Genomic DNA, 22,584 nt, shown 5'->3' with positions numbered 1-22,584 from the left:
TTCCTGCTGCGCCATAGCCCGTTGCGGTATCCGTGCCGTATAGTGCACCTCTCCTGTTTCGTCCTGTGTGGCGGTGATTTCGATGGAGATCTTCGGTTGGTAGGGAACAAAGGCGGCAATGCCCGCCAACACCAGTAACGCACCGACGATCATGACAGTGCCATACCGCACCAATACCGGCGGCATCCGCCCGATAATGTTCCGCACCTTTTCACTGCGTAATTCTATGGGTTTATTCTCTTCCATTTAGCAATCTTTCTTGATAATCTCATCCCGTCAGGCCGGGATCTCCACTTCGTTTCGATTAGCACTACCCGTCCCGGTTTCCCGATAAATCGGGACAAGTTATCGGGATTGGCACATTAGTTCCCCAATTCCAACTGGTTCTTCACCAGTTCGTAATACTTACCCCGTTTTTTTGTCAGTTCCCCGTGAGTACCCGATTCGGCGATGCGTCCGCCGTCGAGCACCACAATCTTGTCGGCATTCTTCACCGTGCTGAGACGGTGCGCCACCACGACCACCGTCTTGTCATGGTAGAACGTCTCCAGATTCTCCACTATGGCACGTTCGTTGTTCGCGTCCAGCGAATTGGTCGCCTCGTCGAGGAAGATGAACGGCGGGTCCTTGTACACCACCCGCGCGATAAGGATACGCTGCCGCTGTCCCTGGCTCACCCCCTGCCCGTCCTGACCGATCTTCGTGTTATATCCCAGCGGCAGGCGTTCAATGTCTTCCGCGATATTGGCTATACGGGCGGCATAACGCAGCCGCTCCACATCCACCCCGTCGCCTGCCACTGCGATGTTGCGGGCAATAGTATCGGAGAAGAGGTAACCGTCCTGCATCACCGCCCCGCACTGTGTACGCCACCAGGTAAGGTTGACTTCCTCCAGGCCGGTTGTCCCGGCAGTGATCCGCCCCTCGTTAGGAGCGTAATAGCCCAGCAGGAGTTTTACGAGGGTAGTCTTTCCGCTGCCGCTGGCACCCACGATAGCGGTCACCTTCCCCTGTGGTATGATCAGGTCGATATCTTCCAGCACATAATCCGGCCGTGCTCCGTCGTATTTGAAGCACAGGTGTTCGACATGGATGGAGCGTTCTGCAGGCAACTCCGCCACGGTACGGCTCTCGTCCTCCTCATTGCGCTGCGTATGTATCTCGTTCATGCGGTCGAGGCTGATGCTCACGTCCTGCCACTGGTAGATAAAGCCCATGACCTGTTCCACGGGGCTGTTCAACTGGCCGATGATGTACTGGATGGCCAGCATCATCCCCAGGGTGAGGTTGCCATTTATGACGGCGGTAGCCGCCAGCACCGTCACCAGAATATTCTTCAGTTCGTTGATCAGGATGCCACCCGCTTCCTGTCCCTGCCGCAAGTTGAGCGATTGCAGGTTCACATCAAACAGGTTCGCCTGCACGTCCTCCCATTCCCAGCGCTTGCGCTGTTCGCATCCCTGCAGCTTGATCTCCTGCATGCCCGTGATTAGTTGGTAAGTCACATTCCGGTTGATGCCCTGCTGCTCAAACATCCTGTAGTCGAGGACCCGCCGTTTTTTCAGGAATACCATGATCCACAGGCCGTAGAGGATGCTGCCGGCAAGGAACACGGCGAAGACAGGCACGTTATATATGAACAGCACCACGGAAAAGATCACGAAGGTAAAGGCGGAGAACAGCACCGAGATGGTCTGGCTGGTGAGGAAGTTCTCGATGCGGCGGTGGTCTTCGATGCGTTGCAGCAGGTCGCCCGTGAGTTTGGTGTCGAAGAACTTCATGGGCAGCTTCATCAGCTTGATAAAGAAATCGGAGATAAGCGACACGTTGATGCGGGTACTGATATGCAGCAGTATTTTCCTGCGGATAAAGTCGATGGCCGTACGGCTGAACAGCAACATCAACTGGGCGATGAGCACCAGCCAGATAAAGCCGATATCTTTCCCGGAGATACCGGTATCCACAATCGCCTGGGTGAGGAACGGGAAGATAAGTTGCAGAATACTGCCTATAAATAGGCCCAAAATCAATTGTGTAAAAAAGCGTTTGTATTTGAGCAGGTATTTCCAGAGGAATTTCAGCCGGTTTTGTGCGGGGGCTGCATCACCCTCCTGCTCATAGAACAGGTTGGTTGGCTCCAGCAGCAAGGCCACCCCTTTCTCTTCGCCTTGGGTGCGGGTACTGATCCAGTTATTACAGAATTCTTCCCGGGAATAGGTCAGCAATCCCTTTCCCGGATCGGCCACAGAGATTCTGTAATCTTTCCTGTTTTTCCTTATCCCGTACACCACCACAAAGTGCTCCTGTTTCCAGTGGACGATGCAGGGCAAGGGAGCTTTCTCCACCAGTTTCTCGAAAGTGAGGCGCCCGCCCACGGTTTTAAATCCTATCTTTTCCGCGGCGCGGCTAATGCCCAGCATCGAGACCCCGTCACGCCCGATAAAGCAGTTCTCGCGCAAGTGCTCCAACGTGTAACGCCTGCCGTAGTGCTCTGACACCATCTTCAGGCAGGCAGGGCCGCAGTCCATTGCGTCGGGTTGTTTGGTGAAGGGGAAGGGTTTCATTATTCCTTATCGTCTGTAATCTTTTACATCCCACTATGAAGATACTGAGAGGGAATATGGATATTATTCAATTGAAGAAAGAGCTGATTATTTACAAAATTCCAGTTTCAGAATCGGTGTTACTCAACCTCTGTTTTGTTCCTTTATTCTGTTTTCCCCAATTTAAATTGATTGAACCATAAATACCAAAACTTGGATAAATTTTTGTGTTAATATCCATAATCCTATATCCTGTCAATTGATTAAAATTATAGGAGTACAGTTTTGATTTCTCTCCAAACAAATTAAATGAAGTAATACCCAATTGTCCCCAAGGAAAACGATAGCTGAGATTGTAATCGTTATATGAATGTCCTTTTGAAACTGTTTCACCCCAGAAAGGTTGCGGTAAATGTATCATTGTTACAGTTAACGTCCATTTTTTATAATCGCCAATGGTTTGGAGAACGTAAAACCATTCGTTTCTTGTATGTTTATAATGGTTCCCCTGCGAGACTCGAGTGTTATATCCTCCATATCCGTTTATACTCAGATGATCGTTCAATAAAGATACTCCTATGTTGAATTGAAGTCTCAGTTGATGATTTCTTTTCTGGTTCTCATAGGTTGTTACAAAAATATCGCGTGAATTATCGTAATATGTTTCCTCCATAATAGGATTATCATAATAATTTGAACTTAATGAGAGGGAAGACCTGATTGGAGAAGAATTAAAACTGAATCGGATCTCATTTTCATGCAATAAATAAGAATCCAATAAAGGGTTTCCTTTATTCAATTGATACGGATTTATTGAACGTTCTACGTCACTCAAATAAGACAGAGAAGGATTGATATTCTTCAGTTGGTATGAGTAGCGTAAAGAGGATTTCTCATTAAACTGGTAATTCATGTTCAGCATAGGTGAAATAGTCCATTTATTATAGATATTTTCCTCTCCTTTTTGGTTGAAGTATGTTCGGGAAACGCCAATCCCTATCATATAACCAAATTTTTCTTTTTCTTTATTATATTGGAGAAAACCGTAAGTGACACCGTCGTTCATCTCCGTCTTAAAATTTGAAGTTCCGGTATATATGTTTTCCGTGTTTCCCTGAGTATGGCGTAATCCAGCGGAAAAAAAACCTTGTGAAAGTTTTTTTTCATAAAACAGTTCTCCAATCAGTGAATAACGATTGCCATCGACATACGTTACTATATTCGAAATGGTATCCATACCAAGTACTTCAGTATATAAATAATCGAGAGAAGTTTTACTATATGTCCCCACAACATTGAATGCAAGTATCTGTTTATCATCTATTCTCCGGGAAAAATAAAAATCGACAGAAGGGCGCAATGTAACTGGTCTATTTTGCGTCTTAAAATTTGTTTTTTGGTAATTGTAAAGGTTTGCAATAATCCCCTCTACGTCATCATGCCGCTGATTTACACTGAATAGCCCGGCTTTTACACTGTACACATTTTTTTCACTATAATTTGTATATGAAATATTACCCATTTGAAATACTTCACTCCAATGCCGCATCTGTCCGTCCTCTTCTCTCGAAATAATCTTGCTATCTGGAAAATAAAAATTTTGTTCTTTGAGCGTGGAGGTTTTAAAATTATTATGATTTATATAATAAAAGAATTTTATCTGTGATTTCTTAAAATTAATCCCCCCGGACAACTGGCCGTTGCCCATCCCATACGTAAGGCTTTCTGATAAGTTGGAAGAGAGAAAACCTCCTGTTGTTCTTTCTTTCACAATGTAGTCTATAATTATGCCAATATCCTCTCCGTAACGCATTCCTGGATTATCGTAATAATCCACTCGTTTGATGTTTTCCGGTTGTAATGCGACTATTTCCTGGGAAGATGATTCTATTCCATTTATTAATATTTTTATTTTTTTATCACCGGCATAAGAGATTGAACTGCTTTGTAAATTGATAAAAAGTTGTGGAAGCAATAAACGTTGTGTAAGTTGCAATCCGTTTGTTGATTTATCAATCTGATCTTTTGTTGGAAAAAAGAGTTTACGGTTTGATTTATCAATTACCTGTGATGCTTCAACTGTAATCTCGGAAAGCTCTGTTGCTTGTTGATTTATTTCGGTTTCACCTAAATCTACAGATTGAATTAAATTTATCAAATCAATATGTAATGAATTATATCCAACACTGCTTATCACTATCCGGTAGCTGCCCTGAGCAATATTATCGAACGTAAAGTAACCCTCCAAATTACTTGTTGTACCTTTCACTAATGTAGAATCCATTCGCTGTAAAACTACTGTGGCATACTCTAACGGGACTTTAGAGGTTGAATCAATAATTTTCCCTTTTACAACGATTTGTTGGGCTCCTATATGGTAGTGACAGGAGAATAGGATAAATAAAAACAATAAGTATTTGTTCATGATTCATCTTATTTTAGACAAAGAATGTCTATTATAGAGACGTAAATAATATATTTTTTCTTACATTCATGTTAATTAAACTGGAATTACTTTTGGCGCTTTTTCACAATGTGGATCTGGATAATACCACTTTTCAATGCCATAGGCACGTATTATTTGTGTCCAACACTTCTTATGAATTGTGTGACAATGATCAAAATAATTACACTTTATACATATACTTTCACCGTGAAATCTTTCTTTTTTTATATGATATTACGATTTTTTTTATTTGCATAATTGGATACGTTTTATAGTGAGAAATATTTGCCACAAACCTAAATAATCTTTTTTTCCTGAGCAATAGGATATTGACAAGTACAAAAATTAACTGTATTCATCAATATAACTTACTGACAAACAAGCTATATTATAATAAGGATACAAAGCGGTACAAAATTTTAACGTGGGAAGTTAATGGCTGAATGCTTTCCGTAGCACAGAACAGAAATCGGCTCCTATTTTTTTATTGAGTCGGGTGCGAGCCTTGTAAATGGTATGTTCGCTCAGATTGAGGACAAAAGCCATTTCCTGTACACTCAGTCCGGCATACGATAAAAGGCACACATTGTATTCGGCTTCTGAAAGTGTGGGGTACTGCTGCCTGATAAAAAGCGGTAGTGGGGGATGAAGGTATTCCACTGTTTGCCGTATATCCATCCACGGCGTTTTTGTGTTTTCATCGAATAGAATTTCATCCAGGTTATCCAACAAAGGTTGGTATGTTTTTTGCTCTTTTTCGCTCATCATGTATTTCAGTTGTATTATATCCTTCAACACATCTAACTTCCACAGCAACGTTTCTTTCAATATTGTTTCTTTCAACCTCTTTGCGGACAACAGGTCTTTCGTGGTTTCATGCAACGTATTTACATTCTCCTGCATTCTCAGTTTAGCCGCCCTCTCCTTCAGCATCCGCAGGAAGAAGAACAAAAAGGCGATTGCCACAACCAGCAATATACCCATCACCCCCATCAGCCATTGCTGAAAACGGATAAATCGCTGATTATAGTGATTCTGCTGTTGCTCGTAATTATGTTTCTGCTCTATTTCGTAAACCGATTGATCTTTCCGGTCATCCATAATCCGGTTAAGGCTGTGTATCCGTTTATTCTGATAACCGAATGCTTCATTGTTATTTCCCCTTTCTTTTTCCCACTCAGCCAAAAACTTGTAGGCACTTGCCTTGATGTAATTGTTATCGGATGAATCAACGCTGTTCTTTAATTTTTCAGTATAGAAGACAGCCGAATCCTGCTGTTCCATTTGCGAATATAATTCTGCAAAATTCAAATGGTACCGGGCCTGATCTTTCATGTCCCGGTTATATTGGTAGGAATGACGGAGATATCTTTCGGCCTCATCATATTGTCCTGTTTCCTGATATGCCACGCCTATATTTTGGGCTAATAAACTTTGCAATATTTTATCATTAGTCGATTTTGCGGCGTTCAGTCCCTTCTGAAAATACAAAAATGCACTGTCGGGATTTTTATCCAGCAGGAACATCCGCCCCACAGCACTTAAGCTATATGCCTTTTGTTCAGGCTGCGCACTGTAGAATCGGGCTGCGTTCTTATAACTTTCCAACGCTTTGGGATACAAATCTTGTACTGCAAACAAATCTCCGAGATTATATTGTATCAATCCTTTCAAGGCGTGGTCGGTTGTTTTTTCGGCAGATGTTTCCGCCTCTTTATAATACCGTATGGCCTTACCATATTCCTCCTGTTCACGATACACGCAACCGCTGTAGAAGCAAGCCAAAGCAGTTATGCGGGGATCCTTATTCCCGGTTGAATAATAATCTCTCGCCCGGAAGATTAGCGTATCCCCATGTATGGGGCGGCCGGTCTTATATTTTGCCTGTACCTGCGTTACCAGAAAACGCATATAATATTCAAGACTAAGGCTTTTTTCGGGATAGAAAAGGGAATCGATCAACCGCATGGCACTGTCGGGATTGTTTTCCACAAGGCGCTCTGCCTCCACCAACAGTTTGGGTGCTTCGGGTTGGGGATTACAGGCTCCGAAAAAAAATAACCCGGTGATTATCAATATATGAATGATGATACGTACCATATTTAAAGGAAAATTTACATACTGTAAAAGTAGCTAATTTTTCCTACTACGCCAAACATAACAAATGAAAAATCAGATATCTTAAAGAACGTAGGATATCAGTTAGTCTGCTAATTAGTGGTGACTTTATTTTTGACCGATTATTATTCCGTCACATATCTTCCATAGAAAGGCATTTGGATGCAATCTCGTACTTAAATAATGCTTTCCTTCTCAATGTTTCTACTTTCAACGCAAATAAATCGGGTCTAAAATTTTTGGATTGTCTCTTCACTTCCGCCACTAACGCTTTTTTTTCTCCGAAATACAAGCCTACTATGTCTATCTCCGATTGATCATCATTGCCTGTTCCTTGCCACCAAGAACCGATCTCTGCAAACTCTCCACTCTCCATCATTTGTTGACGGAAATATGTTTCTAATGCTAAACCTGAGAAAGTGGGATAATCCTTTATAATAATATCGGCCAACCGATCAAAATTCCTTATCTCTATAAGACTCTGGTATTTGATGAAGTACCTGAACCAGAAACGCAAAAACATGTCTGACACATCATAACGCACAGTTTGTGAACCCTCTTTGGAAAATATGGGACGTTTCTTCTTTACCAAATCATAATCCTCTTCCAACCGTTTCAACTGTCCCCCCAAACTTATCCCCCCCATAAGTGCTTCCATTTCAGCTAAAGTATTCCGTCCATTGGAGATCGCTGAAAGAATGGAAAAATAATTTCCATATCTTTTACCGAACTCCTGTATTAGCAAGCCTTGCCCTTCTGTCAGGAAAGAAGAATCAGGTTGTAACATAAAGCCTACCATGCTTTTCATATCAGTACATCCATGATCCATAAACAACTCAATATACTTAGGCACACCTCCTGTAAATGTATAAAGGGCCAATAAATCATCTTTGGTATAATTCGGTTTATAATCGGACAAAATCTCTTTTAAAACTGTAGTGGGAAAAGGAACCAATTTCATGATACTGTCCGCACGACCGTATAAAGGCTCCTTGGAATCTTTAAAAATCTCGTTCATAAGCGTATAAACCGAACCGCTCACAATGAGATTAACGTGACTTTGCTTTCTTAGCCTATCCCAAGTATCCTGCATCAAGCTGTAGACCTCTTTATTGATATAATAAAAGTCCTGAAATTCATCTATTATCAAGTTGTATTTCAAGCGTGTACCCAAGTCCATCAAGAAATGAAACAATTCAGCAAATTTTGTAAATTCGGGTGCATAAATATCCAATGATTGTCGAATTTCTACGGTAAACCTCTGACACAGATCCGCTTCATTGCTCCTGCTGACAAAAAGATACACGGTAGGCGAGCCTTTGCAACTTTCGAAGATAAGGCTGGTCTTACCGATACGACGTCGACCAGTAAGCACTGTCATTTGAGAGTGTACTGAGAACGATACCTGACGTATCTTTTCCAATGACACTAATTCCTTCTCCCTATTATAGAATTTCATCTCTTTTCTTTATTTATCCAATCTCACAATAAATTTTGCAGCCGTAAATTTTACAGCTGTAAAATTTACAACCGTAAAGTTTACTATCCACAAAAATAGACTAATTTTCCACTACAACAAAATAAAATGGGAAATTTATTGAAGATTCTACAAGTTACAAATACCCTGAATATCAAACTATTTTTTACCGATCAATAATAATCCCCCTCGCCTCCAACAGCAACTCCCGTGAAACATGCGCTATATTATAAATAAGCCTTACCCTTCTGTTTCCGGGGTCATTCATCATCACTTCCATCTGCTCATCCCAACAGTTTGCTTTTTGAAGATAAGAGGCTATCTGCGCCTCATCGGCCTGACGGGTTAGCATTTCGGAAACCAACCGGAGTACATCACTCACATCACGGCAAAAATCGAGTTCTTTCTCTGACAGGTCTTCTGCTGATTTATGTACACCCAAAGCGGAAATATAAGATAATAGGGCGTGGTTCAGATTGGTAAGATTAAAAGCCCTGTCCTGGTTTCGGCGTACATTTTTAGGTTCCAGCCGCATCCATTTCCAGGCGGAAGTAAGCGCATTGTCGGCATTGTAAGCGGTACGCCGGTTATGAAGGTAGTCCTCTTCGGTAATAGCACCGTCATAGATACTCTCGAAATAACGCCGACTCTTTACTACCGCATTCAACAACAATCCCGGGAGTTGCTTGTACTGCCAGTTGGGCCAGATAAAGCGTACCGACAGATATGCCAATACGCCACCGACTATTGTATCGATCACCCTCGGAAAGATGACCGCAATCCCTTCGTTGGCGAGAAGATCGAACGCTCCCATCACAAATGTGGTAATAAAAATAACGGCAATCGTATAATTTTGTTTTAACCAATAGAAGAAGAGGTAGATGGAGCCGATCATCAACAGGATATGCCCCGGAACCGTCGGCAACAGTTGTGTCAATGCCACCCCGGCAACGACTCCCAGCAAAGTCCCGAACAGCCGGTGAAACAAGCGGAGCCGGGTAGCGCTGTAAGTCTGTTGAAAGACGATCAGCGATGTCATCAGTATCCATGATCCTTTCCCGAAATTCAAATAAAGCATGAACCCATATCCCAATAACCAGCTCAGGGTGAGCCTTACGGCAAAACGAAAACGTGGATGGGTCGGATTCAGTAAAGCCTTCAAACTGTTTCTTTCCGGTTTACGGCTATGAAAAACGGCCACATCTATCTGCCCGATGGTTTTCTCTTCCTCGCGAAGGTTTATTTCCATCCCTGTCAGGTTCCTCATCAGCAGCGACAAAGTGAGCCAATGCGGTTCATCCTTTTCAGCTTCGAGCATTGTCTGCAAGGCCGATATCGTCCATTTCAACGATAGTGGATGTTTATAGGGTTGATCCGTCAGCAACGAGTCGGCATAAAGATGCGCCGCCGATGCGATTTCCCGCATCAATCTACCGAATCCATCCAGCAACTCGCTATTTTTTACTTGCTCTGAAAGCAGATCATACTGTTCATGGCTCGAGATGGCCCTTTCCTGCATGGCTTGCAGCAGAAACCATATACGGTAATAATGATTTACGGTCTGTAGTGCTTCTTGACTGCTTTCCCCCGAAAAACTATAGAGGTCCTGCTTGCAAGCCTCTATCTGCTGTGCCAGTTCTATATTTTTTTGTGCCAACTGGTTTCTGAGGGTTACCTGTATCTGGGGATCACTGGGGAACAGGTTTGCCTTCAGGTCGATATACTCCGCCAAAGAGTGAAAGCCACGGGCCAGTTGCTGCTGCAATAACCGGTAGGGTCTGAAATACAACAACGAGATAGAGACAAGGGAATAAATGAATGCACCTATGGTGAGGAGTACCGGCTGATAATACCATTCCAGATTATTGCCATCGGCCCCCAGCATGGTGTAAACGATAATCAGCATGGCACCAAAAGTTACGCCCTGTAACCGGGAATCAATGCCGCCGACCAGTATCAGCGAAAACGACATCACTGCCAATACGACTGCGAACCATGCCGGATGAGGTAGAAAAATAGTCACCAGGCTACTGGCGACAAAGAATAAAAGCAACGCTATGGCAGCCGATTTGATACGCCCGACGGGATGCACATCGGTCTCCCCCAATGCCATCGCCACCACACCCAGCGCCAGCGTAGTACCGATAAAAGAATTATGGAAGATCAATTCAGCAGGGATCAACAGGCAAGCGATGGAGACTGTCACCTTCAATGCCCATAAATGATTCGGGCTTTTCCAGAAGACATTGACCCAAATATAGGTTATCCCATCTACGAGTCGTTTTATACCATTATTCATCTTTTTATCTTTCTCCATCTTCACTCCGGAAATTAATTACCAATTTTCATTAGCCCTATTGGCACATTAGTCTCATCACTACATCATCACATCATAACGTTACATCCACCCTGAAAGCACCACGTAATGCATTAGGATGATACCGGTATGTGAAACGGTGGACATATTCCACCCGCAATAGTCCGAGGATATTGGTAATACCGATGGTCCCTTCTATATAAGGAATATTATCACATCTTTCAATCACAACTTCCTGTACCTCACCCTTTTCGGCTCCTCATTTCCGAGACGCATCTTCTTGTTTTCCTCATATTCACTGTAGGAACCCTCGAAGTAAAACACCTCTGAATTTCCTTCAAAGGCCAGGATATGGGTACAGATACGGTCCAGGAACCAGCGGTCGTGCGAGATCACCACGGCACAGCCGGCAAAGTTTTCCAGCCCTTCTTCCAATGCACGCAAAGTATTCACGTCGATATCGTTGGTCGGCTCATCGAGTAGCAGCACGTTGGCACCTGCTTTCAATGTCAGCGCCAGATGCAAGCGGTTGCGTTCACCACCCGACAGCACGCCGCACAGTTTCTCCTGGTCGGCACCCGAAAAGTTAAACCGGGAAAGATAAGCACGGGCATTAATCTCTTTTCCACCTACACGCACGAACTCCGAACCGCCGGACACAACCTGGTACACTGTCTTCTCAGGGTCGATGGCTTCGTGCGCCTGATCCACATAAGCCGTTACCACAGTCTCACCCACTTCGAATTTTCCGGCATCGGGAGTTTCCATCCCCTGGATCAGCCTGAAAAGCGTGGTCTTTCCCGCACCATTGGGGCCGATCACCCCCACGATACCGTTGGGAGGAAGCATGAAGTTCAGGTTGTCGAATAACAGCTTGTCGCCGAATGCTTTCTTCACGTTGACCGCTTCAATCACCTTATTTCCCAACCGTGGGCCGTTCGGAATAAAGAGTTCCAGCTTTTCTTCCCGTTCCTTCTGATCTTCATTCAACAATCTCTCATAAGAGTTCAAACGTGCCTTTCCCTTTGCCTGACGGGCCTTGGGCGCCAGGTTGATCCATTCCAACTCCCGCTCCAACGTCTTACGGCGCTTACTTACCTGCTTTTCCTCCTGCTCCATCCGTTTGGTCTTCTGCTCGAGCCATGAAGTATAATTCCCTTTCCAGGGTATTCCTTCGCCACGATCCAATTCGAGGATCCAACCCGCCACATGATCGAGGAAGTAACGGTCGTGCGTGATACAGATCACCGTACCCTTGTACTGTTGCAGATGCTGTTCCAGCCAATCGATCGACTCCGCGTCGAGGTGGTTGGTCGGCTCGTCCAGCAACAGCACGTCCGGCTCCTGCAACAACAGCCGGCAAAGTGCCACACGGCGGCGTTCTCCACCCGACAGTTCGCGCACCGGCTGTTCTTCCGGGGGACAACGTAAGGCGTCCATCGCCCGTTCCAGCCGGTTATCGATATTCCACGCGTCGGCGGCATCCAGTTTATCCTGCAATTCGGCCTGACGGGCGAAGAGGGAATTCATCTTATCTTCATCCTCATAGTATTCGGGCAATCCGAATTTGAGGTTGATCTCTTCATATTCGTTCAGAAGATCCATGACAGGTTGTACACCTTCACGGACAATTTCAATCACCGTCTTATCCGGATCCAGGGCCGGGTCCTGTTCAAGGTACCCCACAGAAAAACTCTTATCGGACACCACTTCGCCCTGATACTCCTTCTCAATTCCTGCAATGATCTTCAGCAGCGTGGATTTTCCCGATCCGTTGAGACCGATAATACCTATCTTGGCACCATAGAAAAAAGAGAGGTAAATATCTTTCAATACCTGTTTATGCGGCGGAAACGTTTTACTCACGCCCACCATGGAAAAAATAATTTTTTTATCGTCGGACATATTTTTTTTTAAATTACCAATTACCAATGACTGATTACTAATTAATTTTTTTCTATAATTTGTTTCGCATGATTTACTCTTCCCGTGCATGTAGTTCGCACACTGAATAACCATTGAGCATACATCTGAAACGGAGCACAAAGATAATGAACTATTTCGTTAAGTTAAATGAGCAGAAGATAAACTTGTTTATATTCTGCCATAACGAGAATTGAAAATCGAGGAGCCAGGCGACTCAAATAGTCTAATGTAATTGTACATTTTCGGTAAGTAAAACGGGCAGAAGACAAAACAATGGAGATTTATTCTGTAACAAAATATCAAATGAAACATTATTTCATTTACGGAATATTTTTCTACTTTTGTGAGGAGATTGGTTTTTTGAATATATTCGCTTAATGAAAAAAATGAACAACCCATCGCTTATAACAAAAGATTTGACTTTTTCCTATAACAGGTCGGTCACATTTGGTTTTCCCGATATAACTTGCGGGTCGGGAAACCACTGCATTATTGTGGGGCCGTCAGGATGTGGAAAAACAACCTTTCTGCATCTTATTGCCGGATTGTTAAAACCCGATTCGGGAGAAGTGATCATTCAAGGCACTGATACTGTCGGGTTACATAGTGGTGACGCCGACCGGTTCCGGGGAAAAAATATCGGCATCATCTACCAGAAGCCGCACTTCATACAGTGGTTGACAGCTTTTGAAAACTTACAAATTGCGCAGTATCTCAATAATCTGCCGACGGAAAATGAAAATATAAACCATCTGCTCCGTTCTTTGAATCTGCAGGATAAGACAAAGAGCAGACCCTCACAAATGAGCCAGGGGGAGTTACAACGTTTATCGATTGCGCGGGCAGTGATTAATAAACCCGGCCTGATCCTGGCCGATGAACCCACGTCGAGTCTCGACGACAAAAATTGTGAAGAGGCATTGAATCTGCTCAAACGACAGGCGGAGGAACTACAGGCAAGCCTTGTGATCGCCACCCACGATAAACGGCTGCTGGATCATTTTCCAGACAGGATTTTCTTATAAAACTTTTAGCTCTTAGTTTTCAATTTTTACTTCTTCACTCTTCATTTTTAATTTATCTCCCCTGCATCATGAATATATTTTCACTGAACCGGAAACAAATCAAGGCAAAGCCCCTGTCCACAATATTAAATATTTTTTTATTTGCCACAGGTGTCGCCATCATCTCTTTTCTTTTTTTGACAACGGATAAAATTGAAAGTCAACTAAAGAATAACGTGGCCAATATCGATCTGGTAGTAGGTGCGAAAGGCAGCCCCTTGCAACTTATTTTAGCAGGGATTTATCATATCGACCATCCTACCGGAAATATACAATACAAGGATGCCCTGGAACTGACAAAGAACCCGCTGGTCAAGCAAGCCGTACCGTTGGCTCTGGGTGACAGTTACCACGGATTCCGGATAGTCGGCACCAACCAGACATACCCTGATCTTTATCATGGACAGCTGAAGGAAGGGAAGCCGTGGAAATCCGCTTTTGAAGCAAACATAGGATCTAAAGTAGCCGAAAAAACAGGATTGAGAATTGGCGACCACTTTGCCGGCGTGCATGGTTTCATAGAAGAAGCAGGCCATGCGCACCATGAGCATGAATATGCAGTAACAGGCATCTTTGAGGAAACGGGAACGGTACTCGACCAGTTGATCCTTACCAATATCGAAAGTGTATGGAAAATCCACGAACACCATCATGGACATGATCATGAAACCGCAGAGGTACATGCACAGATTTCCGGGAACGACGAGGAGAAGGAAATTACCCTATTGCTGGTGAAATATACCAATCCGATGGGAGCAATCACCCTGCCGCGACTGGTCAATTCCACCACGAATATGCAGGCAGCATCACCCGCCCTGGAAATAAACCGCTTGTATTCATTGATGGGAGTCGGAGTGCACACCATACGCCTTATCGCAGGTTTTATCATTATCATATCCGCTTTCAGCATTTTTATATCACTGCTTAACTCATTAAAGGAACGTAAGTATGAACTGGCGTTGATCCGTTCAATGGGAGGGAGCCGCAATAAACTGTTCTCTCTCATTGTCCTCGAAGGGGTCACCATCGCATTTATCGGTTATCTGGCAGGATTGGTATTAAGCCGGTTGGGTATGCTGTTTATTTCGTATTATGCCGAAACCAATTATCACTACAGTTTGCAACAATGGTTCAATTTGAACGATGTCTATTTCTTATTTGTTTCACTCATCATCGGATTGCTGTCGGCGCTCATCCCTGCCATCAAAGCAATGCGTACTGACATTTCTAAAACGCTTAGCGAATGAAATGAACAAATAAATGTTTCATGTACTTTAGTTAAAAAAAGATGAAGACAAAAGCCATTTTTCTATTTCTTCTTGTTTGCGCAATTTATCTTCCGGTAAATGCACAGCAACCTCAGACTGTATCCTGGAACATGTTGAAGGACGTAAACTGGTCACAGAAATACATAACATCGCTTTCGGGATATTATCAGATGCCTGAATTCGGAAGGCAGATAGAGTTTCTCGACAAAAAAACGATTACCATACAGGGATTTTATGTGCCGGTGGATGTGGACGGGACCATTTTCGCCCTCTCGGAATCACCCTCCTACATGTGTTTTTTCTGCGGAGTGGGAGGCATTGAATCTGTAATGGAGATATTCGTAAAAGAGGGGCACCACGATTTAAAACGGGTCCGTACCGACCGGTACATACAAGTCAAAGGAATACTCAATATCAACCGGGATGATCCGGAACACCTGATGTACCTGCTGAAAGACGCGGAACTGGTAAAAGTGATCAGATAATGGTATTTAAGCAACGTTGTTTGCCATTCTAAAGAAATTTATTGTTTCTGGTATTTTATCCGATTAGTCTGATTTTGTATTTTTGTACTTTCAGAATTTCAAATATCATCGAATAAAGTGAAAACGATATTCAAGAATAGCCTATCAAAGCAGGTCGCGCGATTGTTAATCGTAGCGCTCGGCTTGTCTATCCTGAACAATGCCTTTTTCCTGCATGCGCACCGTTTGCCCGATGGACAGGTTATCCTGCACGCCCACCCGTATAAAAAGAGCCAGGACAAGGCACCGATTCCTATCACAGCACACCATCACACTGCCGCGGAATTGTTTGTTTTAGCGCAACTCCAGTTTCTCTTCTTTGTTTTGGTTACGTTGTCCGCCTCTGTCTTCAGAATTGGCTATAAAAGAGTTTTCTCTTATATTTACCCGTCACTACATCTCAAATACTACGCAAAACCAAGAGGGCGTTCCCCGCCTATTCCCGACGGGATAAATTGATAACTTTCATAAATTAAATCATTTTTCTTCTTTCCGGAGAAACGGCTACTGATTGTGCCGTATCGCCGATGAATTTGTTTTTCGCTATGGCATATCGAGAACAGGATTGCTTTAGATACACGGAAAATATTACCCGTTTTTTTTTATTCCTCCTCCACCATTCCCTATAAAATGGGTAAAATTGACAAAATGGGATTTTCGGAGGAGACTCAAACATTGAATAAACTTATGAGAAAAATTATAATAATTGCTATAATCATTTTTACCGCTGTTATTGCGGGAAGGGCACAAGCAAAAAGAGGCACGGACGCCAATATTGTGGGCGACGTGCAGAGCAAAGGGGAACATGTCCCTTACGTGACAGTATCGATTGATGGAACAACCATCGGCACTTCAACTGATGCTACCGGACACTTCCAGTTAATCGACCTGCCGATAGGAGAATTGACGATGCGAGTCAGCGGCGTCGGTTACAAGAGCGTTACCCGAAAAGTGACTACGAAAGCCAATACTACCGAGGAGATCAAATTTATTATTGAGGAGGATCCGCTGCAATTGGAAACGGTGGTGGTTACGGCCGACCGGAACCAGACCAACCGTGCCGAAGCGCCGGTAGTGGTCTCATCCATCTCCCCGCAGTTGATGGTGCAGACCCAGTCGGTGAACATCGCCGAGGGTCTTTCCTTTACTCCGGGACTCCGGACGGAAACCAACTGCCAGAACTGCGGGTTCACACAATTAAGGATGAACGGGTTAGAAGGGCCTTATACGCAAATATTATTGAACAGCCGACCGGTATTCAGCGGATTGGCGGGTGTATATGGACTCGAACTGATCCCCACCAATATGGTGGAACGGATGGAAGTAGTGCGCGGCGGCGGCTCGGCCCTCTTCGGGGGAAATGCCATTGCCGGAACGGTCAACATCATCACCCGGGAGCCGTCCAGAAACTCTTTCAATGTGGAAAGCAGGATTGGAACGATTAACGTGGGTGGACGTAAAGGCTCCAATACGAGGACTGACGCACAGCTGAACGTGAACGCGTCCGTAATCAGCGACAACCGCAAAACGGGAGGGTATATCTACACCATGTTGCGGAACCGCGGGGCGTATGATGCCAATGGCGACGGCTTTAGCGAGATGGTGGAGATGGAGAACACCACCTTCGGCTTCAACGCGTTCCATAAGCCAGGCAGCAAGAGCAAGATCTCGCTCGACGGGTACCGGATCAGCGAATACCGCAGGGGTGGTAACATGCTCGATCATTTGCCGCACGAGGCCGATGTGGCGGAACAACTCGAACACCTTATCTCGGGAGGAAACCTCTCCTATGACCTCTTTACCAACAATAAATATGACAAGCTGAACCTTTATGTGTCGGCCCAGCATGTGGCTCGGGCTTCCTATTATGGCGCCGAACAGGATCCCAACGCTTATGGAGATACCAAGGGGCTGACCTCTTCGGTGGGTGCCCATTACAACCTGAACAGCGACTGGTTTTTGTTGGCTCCCTCCTCCACTGTCTTCGGGATTGACAACACCAATGACAGGCTAAAGGACGTGAAGTTGGGTGCAGGTGGAGAGGCGAACACTACCCTCGCCGACCAGACTGTAAATACGTTGGGGACATTTGTGCAGCACGATTGGAAATCGAACAAGGTGAACCTCTCGTTAGGATTACGTTATGACTACTATCGTATCAAAGATACGGAAAGCGTAAGCGACGACCCCAAAGGTGGAGTGCTGGTGCCGCGCGCCAGTGTGTTATATAAGATTACCCCCGATTTGCGTTTCCGTGCGGGATACGCCAGGGGTTACCGTGCCCCGCAGATCTTCAATGAAGACCTCCATATCGACCTGGTAAATGCCACCCGTGTGGAGACACGTAACTCCCCCGACCTGAAACAGGAGACTTCCAACGCGTTTACCGCCTCTTTCAACTCGGTATTCGTCTGGGGAAGCACCTATCACGATTTTCTGGTGGAAGGATTCTACACCTCGCTGAATGATCCTTTCTCCAATGAGTATGCGCTGATTGATGAGAATGACGAATCGCGCGGATTCTATTACGAGAGGGTGAATGCCGAAGATGGCGCTTATGTGGCCGGGGTGAACCTCGAACTGAAATCGCTCTTCTCCACCGGCGTGGAGACACAGCTTGGTTTTACTTTCCAGTCCAGCCGCTACAAGACGGCACAGGCTTGGGGAGATGGGGACGAAAGTGTCTCGAAGAATTTTATGAGAACGCCGGGCCAATACGGATATGCTACTTTTATCTGGAAACCGACACATCACTTCAACACCTCCTTCTCGCTCAACTATACAGGACCGATGGATGTGCCGCATTTTGGTCTTAATGCCGACGATTTTGAAGGTGCTGAACGGGAAAAGGTGTTGGCAGCTATCAAAAATGGAGATATTATTGAAGGTGAAATGCTAAAAAGAACCCGCCGTTTTGTTGTGGCAGACCTGCTGCTCTCCTATGATTTCCATCTGGGAAAAGAAACTACTTTGGAGTTCTTTGGCGGCGTGAAGAATATCTTCAACCAGTTACAGAAGGACTACGACAAGGGTGTTTACCGGGATGCCAGTTATATTTACGGCCCCTCGGCGCCACGTACCATCAACGTTGGTTTCAGGTTCGGCAACCTGTAGGGTTACCACGTATTAGATTTTTGACGGGAAAATATATGCTTTATCCGGGTACTTCTCCCCATTACAGGGAGAATACCCGGATAAATATTTTATAGGTATAAAAAAGAGATCCTCACAGAAAAAGACAAAGAAAAATTTAGTCTAACTCTATAATTTTATAGGGATGATATAGAGTTACTATAGGGATGATATAGAGTTGTACTGGAGAAAGTACGACCGAAGTACGACCGAAGTACGACCAAAGTACGACCGAAGTACGACCGGAATACGACGAGTATACCTACTTTATAATGAATGTATCAAAAACCAGATGTGTGTGGTGAGGAAACAAATGGTAAATCCTAAAGCCAATGGCAAGAAGGTGGAAACCATCGTCCATTTCACGCTTCTGGTTTCCTTGTATATCGTGAAGATAGTGGTGGAACAGGGGTTGTGCAGCAGGCTGAACAACATAAGATTCACGGCCGTGAGCGTGGTCCATCCCCCGGCGCGCAGGATATCCCCTGTCTGGCCGATGGAAGCATTGTCGATCATCACGCCCGCTCCTGCACCCACGCCGGTAATTCCGGTCATCAGGACGGTAAGCATCAATATGGTGGGAATCACGATTTCATTGGCCGGTACGGCGATAATATACGCCAACAGGATAATGCCGTTTAACCCGAAAATCAGCGCGAATGGATTGGACCAGTCGATGAAATATTCCGCCAGGCTGACCCCGCTAATAGTGACATTGGCTACCAACCAGATGACAATTCCGGCCGGCACGGCGAAGACCATAGCCCGCCATAATACGAAAAGTGTACGGTCGATAAGCGAAGTATACAAGGTCTGCCATATCCGCGGGGGACGGTATGGAGGAAGTTCCAGGCTGAAAGTGGAGGCTTCCCCTTTCAACACCGTTTTGCTCAGTCCCCACGACACGACAAGGCTCAGAAAAATTCCCAATAGGGCGACACCCACTACAGCGGCAGCGGAAACAACGCCGGCCATGGCCGCAGGCACAGCGGCACCGATAAAAATGGTAGCGATAAGAATTTGGGTCGGCCACCGTCCGTTGCAGAGGGAGAAATTGTTGGTGATAATGGCAATTAGTCGCTCTCTCGGACTGTCGATCACACGTGCCGCCACCACTCCGGCGGCGTTGCAGCCGAACCCCATACTCATGGTCAGCGCCTGCTTGCCATGTGCCCCCGCTTTACGGAACAGGCTATCCATATTGAATGCTACCCGCGGAAGGTATCCAAAATCTTCCAGCAAAGTGAAAAGCGGGAAAAAGATGGCCATTGGCGGCAGCATGACGGATATGACCCAGGCCATTGACAAGTAGGCACCGTCGATCAGGACGCCGCTCAGCCACCAGGGAAAATGGGCAGCCTGCGCCCATTCGTTCAGCAGGGGGTGCAGCTTGTCCACCAATAGGGAAAACAACAAACCCGAAGGGTAATTGGCGCCCGAAATAGTGATCCAGAAAACGCCGGCCAGCAGCAGGAACATGATGGGAAATCCCGTCCATTTGCCCGTTACTATCTTGTCGATCTTCAAATCGAGGCTGTAAGGCGGTTTGTTTCCCGACAGAGAGACTGTTTTTTGGGCGACTGCCGATGCTTCTGAGTAAATGGTCTCGATGACGGTATCGTGGAAGTTCAGCCCAAGATCCCACCGCTCCGCGTTGGCGACGGACAATACCTCTTCCCGCTCTTTCAAAGTATTTTGTCCTTGTTGTGATGCAGTTCCTTCCCGCGATGTAACTCTTCCCTGTGATGTAACTCCTTCCCGCGATGTAACTCCTTCCTGCGATGTAACTCTTTCCTGTGATGTAACTCTTTCCTGTGAAGCCAACCCTGCCTTCAAATCCCTCTCTTCTTCTGAAACGGTAGAAGGCAAATCCTGCTTCAGCGAACCCAGATCGCCCGACCGGATGGCATCGATAATACTTTGGTCGCCTTCGAGAAGGCGCAGGGCGACCCAGTTCACATTGGGAAGGTCGGGAAAAACCCCGTTTATCTTTTCGGCAATCACCGATATCGCATGCTTCAGGTTGGCCGGCTGGCTTTTTATCCGGCGGGGCTTGCAGGTATATTTCCCCGAAGCGACCTCTTCAATGGCAGCCAGAAGGTCCTGCATTCCTTGCTTGCTCCGCGCCGAGGCGGCAATCACGGGAATTCCCAATTCACGGGAAAGCGCACGGATATTTATTTCAATATGGTTCCGGCGGGCTTCATCCATCAGGTTGACGCAGAGCACGGCCCGGTCGGTTATTTCAAGGATCTGGAGGGTGAGGTTCAAATTCCGTTCGAGGCGCGTGGCGTCGGCCACAATGACCGTGACGTTGGGCCGCCCAAACAATATGAAGTCACGGGCCACCTCTTCATCCACACTCGTGGAGAGTAACGAATAGGTACCCGGTAAATCGACCACCTTGTATCTTTTTTCATTATAAGAGTATGCTCCTTCGGCACGGGTGACCGTTTTCCCCGGCCAGTTGCCGGTATGCTGCCTCAGTCCGGTGAGATTGTTGAAAACCGTACTTTTGCCCGTGTTGGGATTACCGGCGAGCGTGATCACATAATCGGCATTTTCCAGATCTACCCCCAAACGGGTCAGGTTTTCCTTGTGATATACGGGACAAGCTTCACAACTATTTTTTGCTTCCATAATCATCCTTTTCTTTGTTCCTGATGAAAATCTGGTCGGCCTGGCTTCGCCGGATCCCGATAGTGGTTCCCATCACCCGATACCCTACGGGATCACCCGAGGCGCTCTGGATGATGGCGGAAATCCGCTGTCCCGGGACAAGGCCCAGGTCCATCAACCGGCGGCGCTGTTGCCCCTGAAAATTAAGTGAGATCCCCACCACTTCGGCCTTTTCTCCCACTTTAAGCGACGACAGCCGTTCCTGTTTTACCGAAGCCACATTTTCCCCGACCACAATTTCTACCGTTATCGCTTCCGCGAACCGGGGTATCAATACACGCTCTTCTCCATCGGCGGCGAAGGTTATCCGGTCTCTCTCCGATTTCAGGACATAAATTTGCAATCCGGGATAAAGCCCCTCTGCTGCCAGTTGCTGATAAATTTCTACCGGTTCATCTTCGATATGGATGATGCGTGCCACATCACCCTCTTTTAACTCGCTTAAGGGCTGACCTTTATGGACAGGCAACTCCCCCGTAGCAGAAGGAATGGGGTCTCCATGCGGGTCAAAAGCCGGATTACCGATACGGGCAGCCAGTTTCTCCACATCTTCCCCGGTCAAGGTGTGCTCGAGATAATCGGCTTGGGTATGCCATTCGGTATGCGGCAATCCCGTCTCATCGGCGAGGTAACGCTCCCAGACCCGGTGCATCCGGATGACACGCAAGGCATAAGAACGCCCGGTTTCCGTCAGGCTATAACTCCCGTTTGCCGAAGAAATCAAATCCAACGATTGAAGCCGCTTCAACAATTTATGCAACTTCTCTTTGGATATGCCCAGATTGTCCGAGAGGTTTTCCGGTTTACATTCCGAGCCCTTGTACTCGCAGTCATACAAATACTTTAGCGCATCCTCCAACAGCACACGTTGACTATCGGTATTTAATCTTTTTAATTTTGCCCATAATCCTTTTTGCGGCCAAAATAGCCAGCAAAGGAAAAGGAGAAGCAAAACGAAAATCGATATTGAAATGATGGGATAATAATAATTCTCCATACGATTTCCACTACTATTTGATGTTCATCATCACCATTGTTTAGAAGCCACAAAATTATATATTTAGATTCATCCGGCAAAAGATTTAAGGTT

At 45.5% G+C, this 22,584-nt stretch carries 14 protein-coding genes and 1 pseudogene; 5 read left to right on the top strand and 10 right to left on the bottom strand.

What is annotated here, in order from left to right:
* The 8 genes and pseudogenes from ABV001_RS15760 to ettA form a co-directional block, all read right to left on the bottom strand.
* Positions 1 to 246: pseudogene (locus tag ABV001_RS15760) on the bottom strand (HlyD family secretion protein); the annotation flags it as partial.
* Between the two features lie 116 nt (positions 247 to 362).
* Positions 363 to 2,564 (bottom strand): peptidase domain-containing ABC transporter, encoded by a 2,202-nt coding sequence (locus tag ABV001_RS15755; protein WP_352423689.1) that lies wholly within the window; start codon positions 2,562 to 2,564, stop codon positions 363 to 365.
* A 91-nt stretch (positions 2,565 to 2,655) separates the two neighbouring features.
* Entirely contained in the window at positions 2,656 to 4,968 is a 2,313-nt protein-coding gene (locus ABV001_RS15750) for an outer membrane beta-barrel protein (protein ID WP_352423688.1), read from the bottom strand.
* Between the two features lie 453 nt (positions 4,969 to 5,421).
* Positions 5,422 to 7,089: a tetratricopeptide repeat protein gene (locus ABV001_RS15745; protein ID WP_352423687.1), complete on the bottom strand. Its 1,668-nt coding sequence runs from the start codon at positions 7,087 to 7,089 to the stop codon at positions 5,422 to 5,424.
* Between the two features lie 151 nt (positions 7,090 to 7,240).
* Positions 7,241 to 8,566 carry an ATP-binding protein gene (locus tag ABV001_RS15740; RefSeq protein ID WP_352423686.1) on the bottom strand — a complete coding sequence of 442 codons (1,326 nt, stop codon included), beginning with the start codon at positions 8,564 to 8,566 and terminating at the stop codon, positions 7,241 to 7,243.
* 184 nt (positions 8,567 to 8,750) lie between these two features.
* Complete coding sequence (locus ABV001_RS15735; protein WP_352423685.1) at positions 8,751 to 10,901, bottom strand: FUSC family membrane protein; 2,151 nt, start codon at positions 10,899 to 10,901, stop codon at positions 8,751 to 8,753.
* A gap of 73 nt (positions 10,902 to 10,974) precedes the next feature.
* Positions 10,975 to 11,130 carry a hypothetical protein gene (locus tag ABV001_RS15730; protein WP_352423700.1) on the bottom strand — a complete coding sequence of 52 codons (156 nt, stop codon included), beginning with the start codon at positions 11,128 to 11,130 and terminating at the stop codon, positions 10,975 to 10,977.
* On the bottom strand, positions 11,127 to 12,806 hold the full coding sequence (ettA, locus tag ABV001_RS15725; RefSeq protein ID WP_352423684.1) for an energy-dependent translational throttle protein EttA: 1,680 nt from the start codon (positions 12,804 to 12,806) through the stop codon (positions 11,127 to 11,129). Before ettA ends, ABV001_RS15730 begins: the two co-directional genes overlap by 4 nt.
* Positions 12,807 to 13,204: 398 nt before the next feature.
* On the opposite strand from ettA, the gene ABV001_RS15720 reads away from it, so the two are divergent.
* The 5 genes from ABV001_RS15720 to ABV001_RS15700 all read left to right on the top strand — a co-directional run bounded on the left by ABV001_RS15720 (position 13,205) and on the right by ABV001_RS15700 (position 18,797).
* Entirely contained in the window at positions 13,205 to 13,852 is a 648-nt protein-coding gene (locus ABV001_RS15720) for an ABC transporter ATP-binding protein (RefSeq protein ID WP_352423683.1), read from the top strand.
* Positions 13,853 to 13,920: 68 nt separating this feature from the next.
* A complete protein-coding gene (locus tag ABV001_RS15715; protein ID WP_352423682.1) occupies positions 13,921 to 15,138 on the top strand; it encodes an ABC transporter permease in 1,218 nt (405 codons plus the stop codon).
* Between the two features lie 41 nt (positions 15,139 to 15,179).
* Positions 15,180 to 15,644: a hypothetical protein gene (locus ABV001_RS15710; protein ID WP_352423681.1), complete on the top strand. Its 465-nt coding sequence runs from the start codon at positions 15,180 to 15,182 to the stop codon at positions 15,642 to 15,644.
* Positions 15,645 to 15,761: 117 nt separating this feature from the next.
* Positions 15,762 to 16,142, top strand: coding sequence for a DUF8478 family putative metalloprotein (locus ABV001_RS15705; protein WP_352423680.1), 381 nt, complete (start codon positions 15,762 to 15,764; stop codon positions 16,140 to 16,142).
* Positions 16,143 to 16,370: 228 nt separating this feature from the next.
* The gene (locus ABV001_RS15700; protein WP_352423679.1) at positions 16,371 to 18,797 is read left to right on the top strand and encodes a TonB-dependent receptor; all 2,427 of its coding nucleotides are present in this window, start codon (positions 16,371 to 16,373) and stop codon (positions 18,795 to 18,797) included.
* Positions 18,798 to 19,082: 285 nt separating this feature from the next.
* Here ABV001_RS15700 and feoB read toward each other — a convergent pair whose 3' ends face one another.
* Together feoB and ABV001_RS15690 are read right to left on the bottom strand one after the other, a co-directional pair.
* On the bottom strand, positions 19,083 to 21,461 hold the full coding sequence (gene feoB / locus ABV001_RS15695) for a ferrous iron transport protein B (protein WP_502929910.1): 2,379 nt from the start codon (positions 21,459 to 21,461) through the stop codon (positions 19,083 to 19,085).
* Entirely contained in the window at positions 21,439 to 22,491 is a 1,053-nt protein-coding gene (locus ABV001_RS15690) for a metal-dependent transcriptional regulator (RefSeq protein WP_352423677.1), read from the bottom strand. Before ABV001_RS15690 ends, feoB begins: the two co-directional genes overlap by 23 nt.
* Positions 22,492 to 22,584 lie beyond the last annotated feature (93 nt).

Origin of the sequence: Proteiniphilum sp. (assembly GCF_040307845.1) — a bacterium.
Taxonomy (GTDB): domain Bacteria; phylum Bacteroidota; class Bacteroidia; order Bacteroidales; family Dysgonomonadaceae; genus Proteiniphilum.
This window is presented reverse-complemented; position numbering and strand designations above follow the sequence as displayed.

What these genes read in the sequence shown, in the direction of transcription:
- ABV001_RS15755 (WP_352423689.1), bottom strand. Translation starts at nt 2,564, where the DNA reads ATGAAACCCTTCCCCTTCACCAAACAACCCGACGCAATGGACTGCGGC.
- ABV001_RS15750 (WP_352423688.1), bottom strand. Translation starts at nt 4,968, where the DNA reads ATGAACAAATACTTATTGTTTTTATTTATCCTATTCTCCTGTCACTAC.
- ABV001_RS15745 (WP_352423687.1), bottom strand. Translation starts at nt 7,089, where the DNA reads ATGGTACGTATCATCATTCATATATTGATAATCACCGGGTTATTTTTT.
- ABV001_RS15740 (WP_352423686.1), bottom strand. Translation starts at nt 8,566, where the DNA reads ATGAAATTCTATAATAGGGAGAAGGAATTAGTGTCATTGGAAAAGATA.
- ABV001_RS15735 (WP_352423685.1), bottom strand. Translation starts at nt 10,901, where the DNA reads ATGGAGAAAGATAAAAAGATGAATAATGGTATAAAACGACTCGTAGAT.
- ettA (WP_352423684.1), bottom strand. Translation starts at nt 12,806, where the DNA reads ATGTCCGACGATAAAAAAATTATTTTTTCCATGGTGGGCGTGAGTAAA.
- ABV001_RS15720 (WP_352423683.1), top strand. Translation starts at nt 13,205, where the DNA reads ATGAAAAAAATGAACAACCCATCGCTTATAACAAAAGATTTGACTTTT.
- ABV001_RS15715 (WP_352423682.1), top strand. Translation starts at nt 13,921, where the DNA reads ATGAATATATTTTCACTGAACCGGAAACAAATCAAGGCAAAGCCCCTG.
- ABV001_RS15710 (WP_352423681.1), top strand. Translation starts at nt 15,180, where the DNA reads ATGAAGACAAAAGCCATTTTTCTATTTCTTCTTGTTTGCGCAATTTAT.
- ABV001_RS15700 (WP_352423679.1), top strand. Translation starts at nt 16,371, where the DNA reads ATGAGAAAAATTATAATAATTGCTATAATCATTTTTACCGCTGTTATT.
- feoB (WP_502929910.1), bottom strand. Translation starts at nt 21,461, where the DNA reads ATGATTATGGAAGCAAAAAATAGTTGTGAAGCTTGTCCCGTATATCAC.
- ABV001_RS15690 (WP_352423677.1), bottom strand. Translation starts at nt 22,491, where the DNA reads ATGGAGAATTATTATTATCCCATCATTTCAATATCGATTTTCGTTTTG.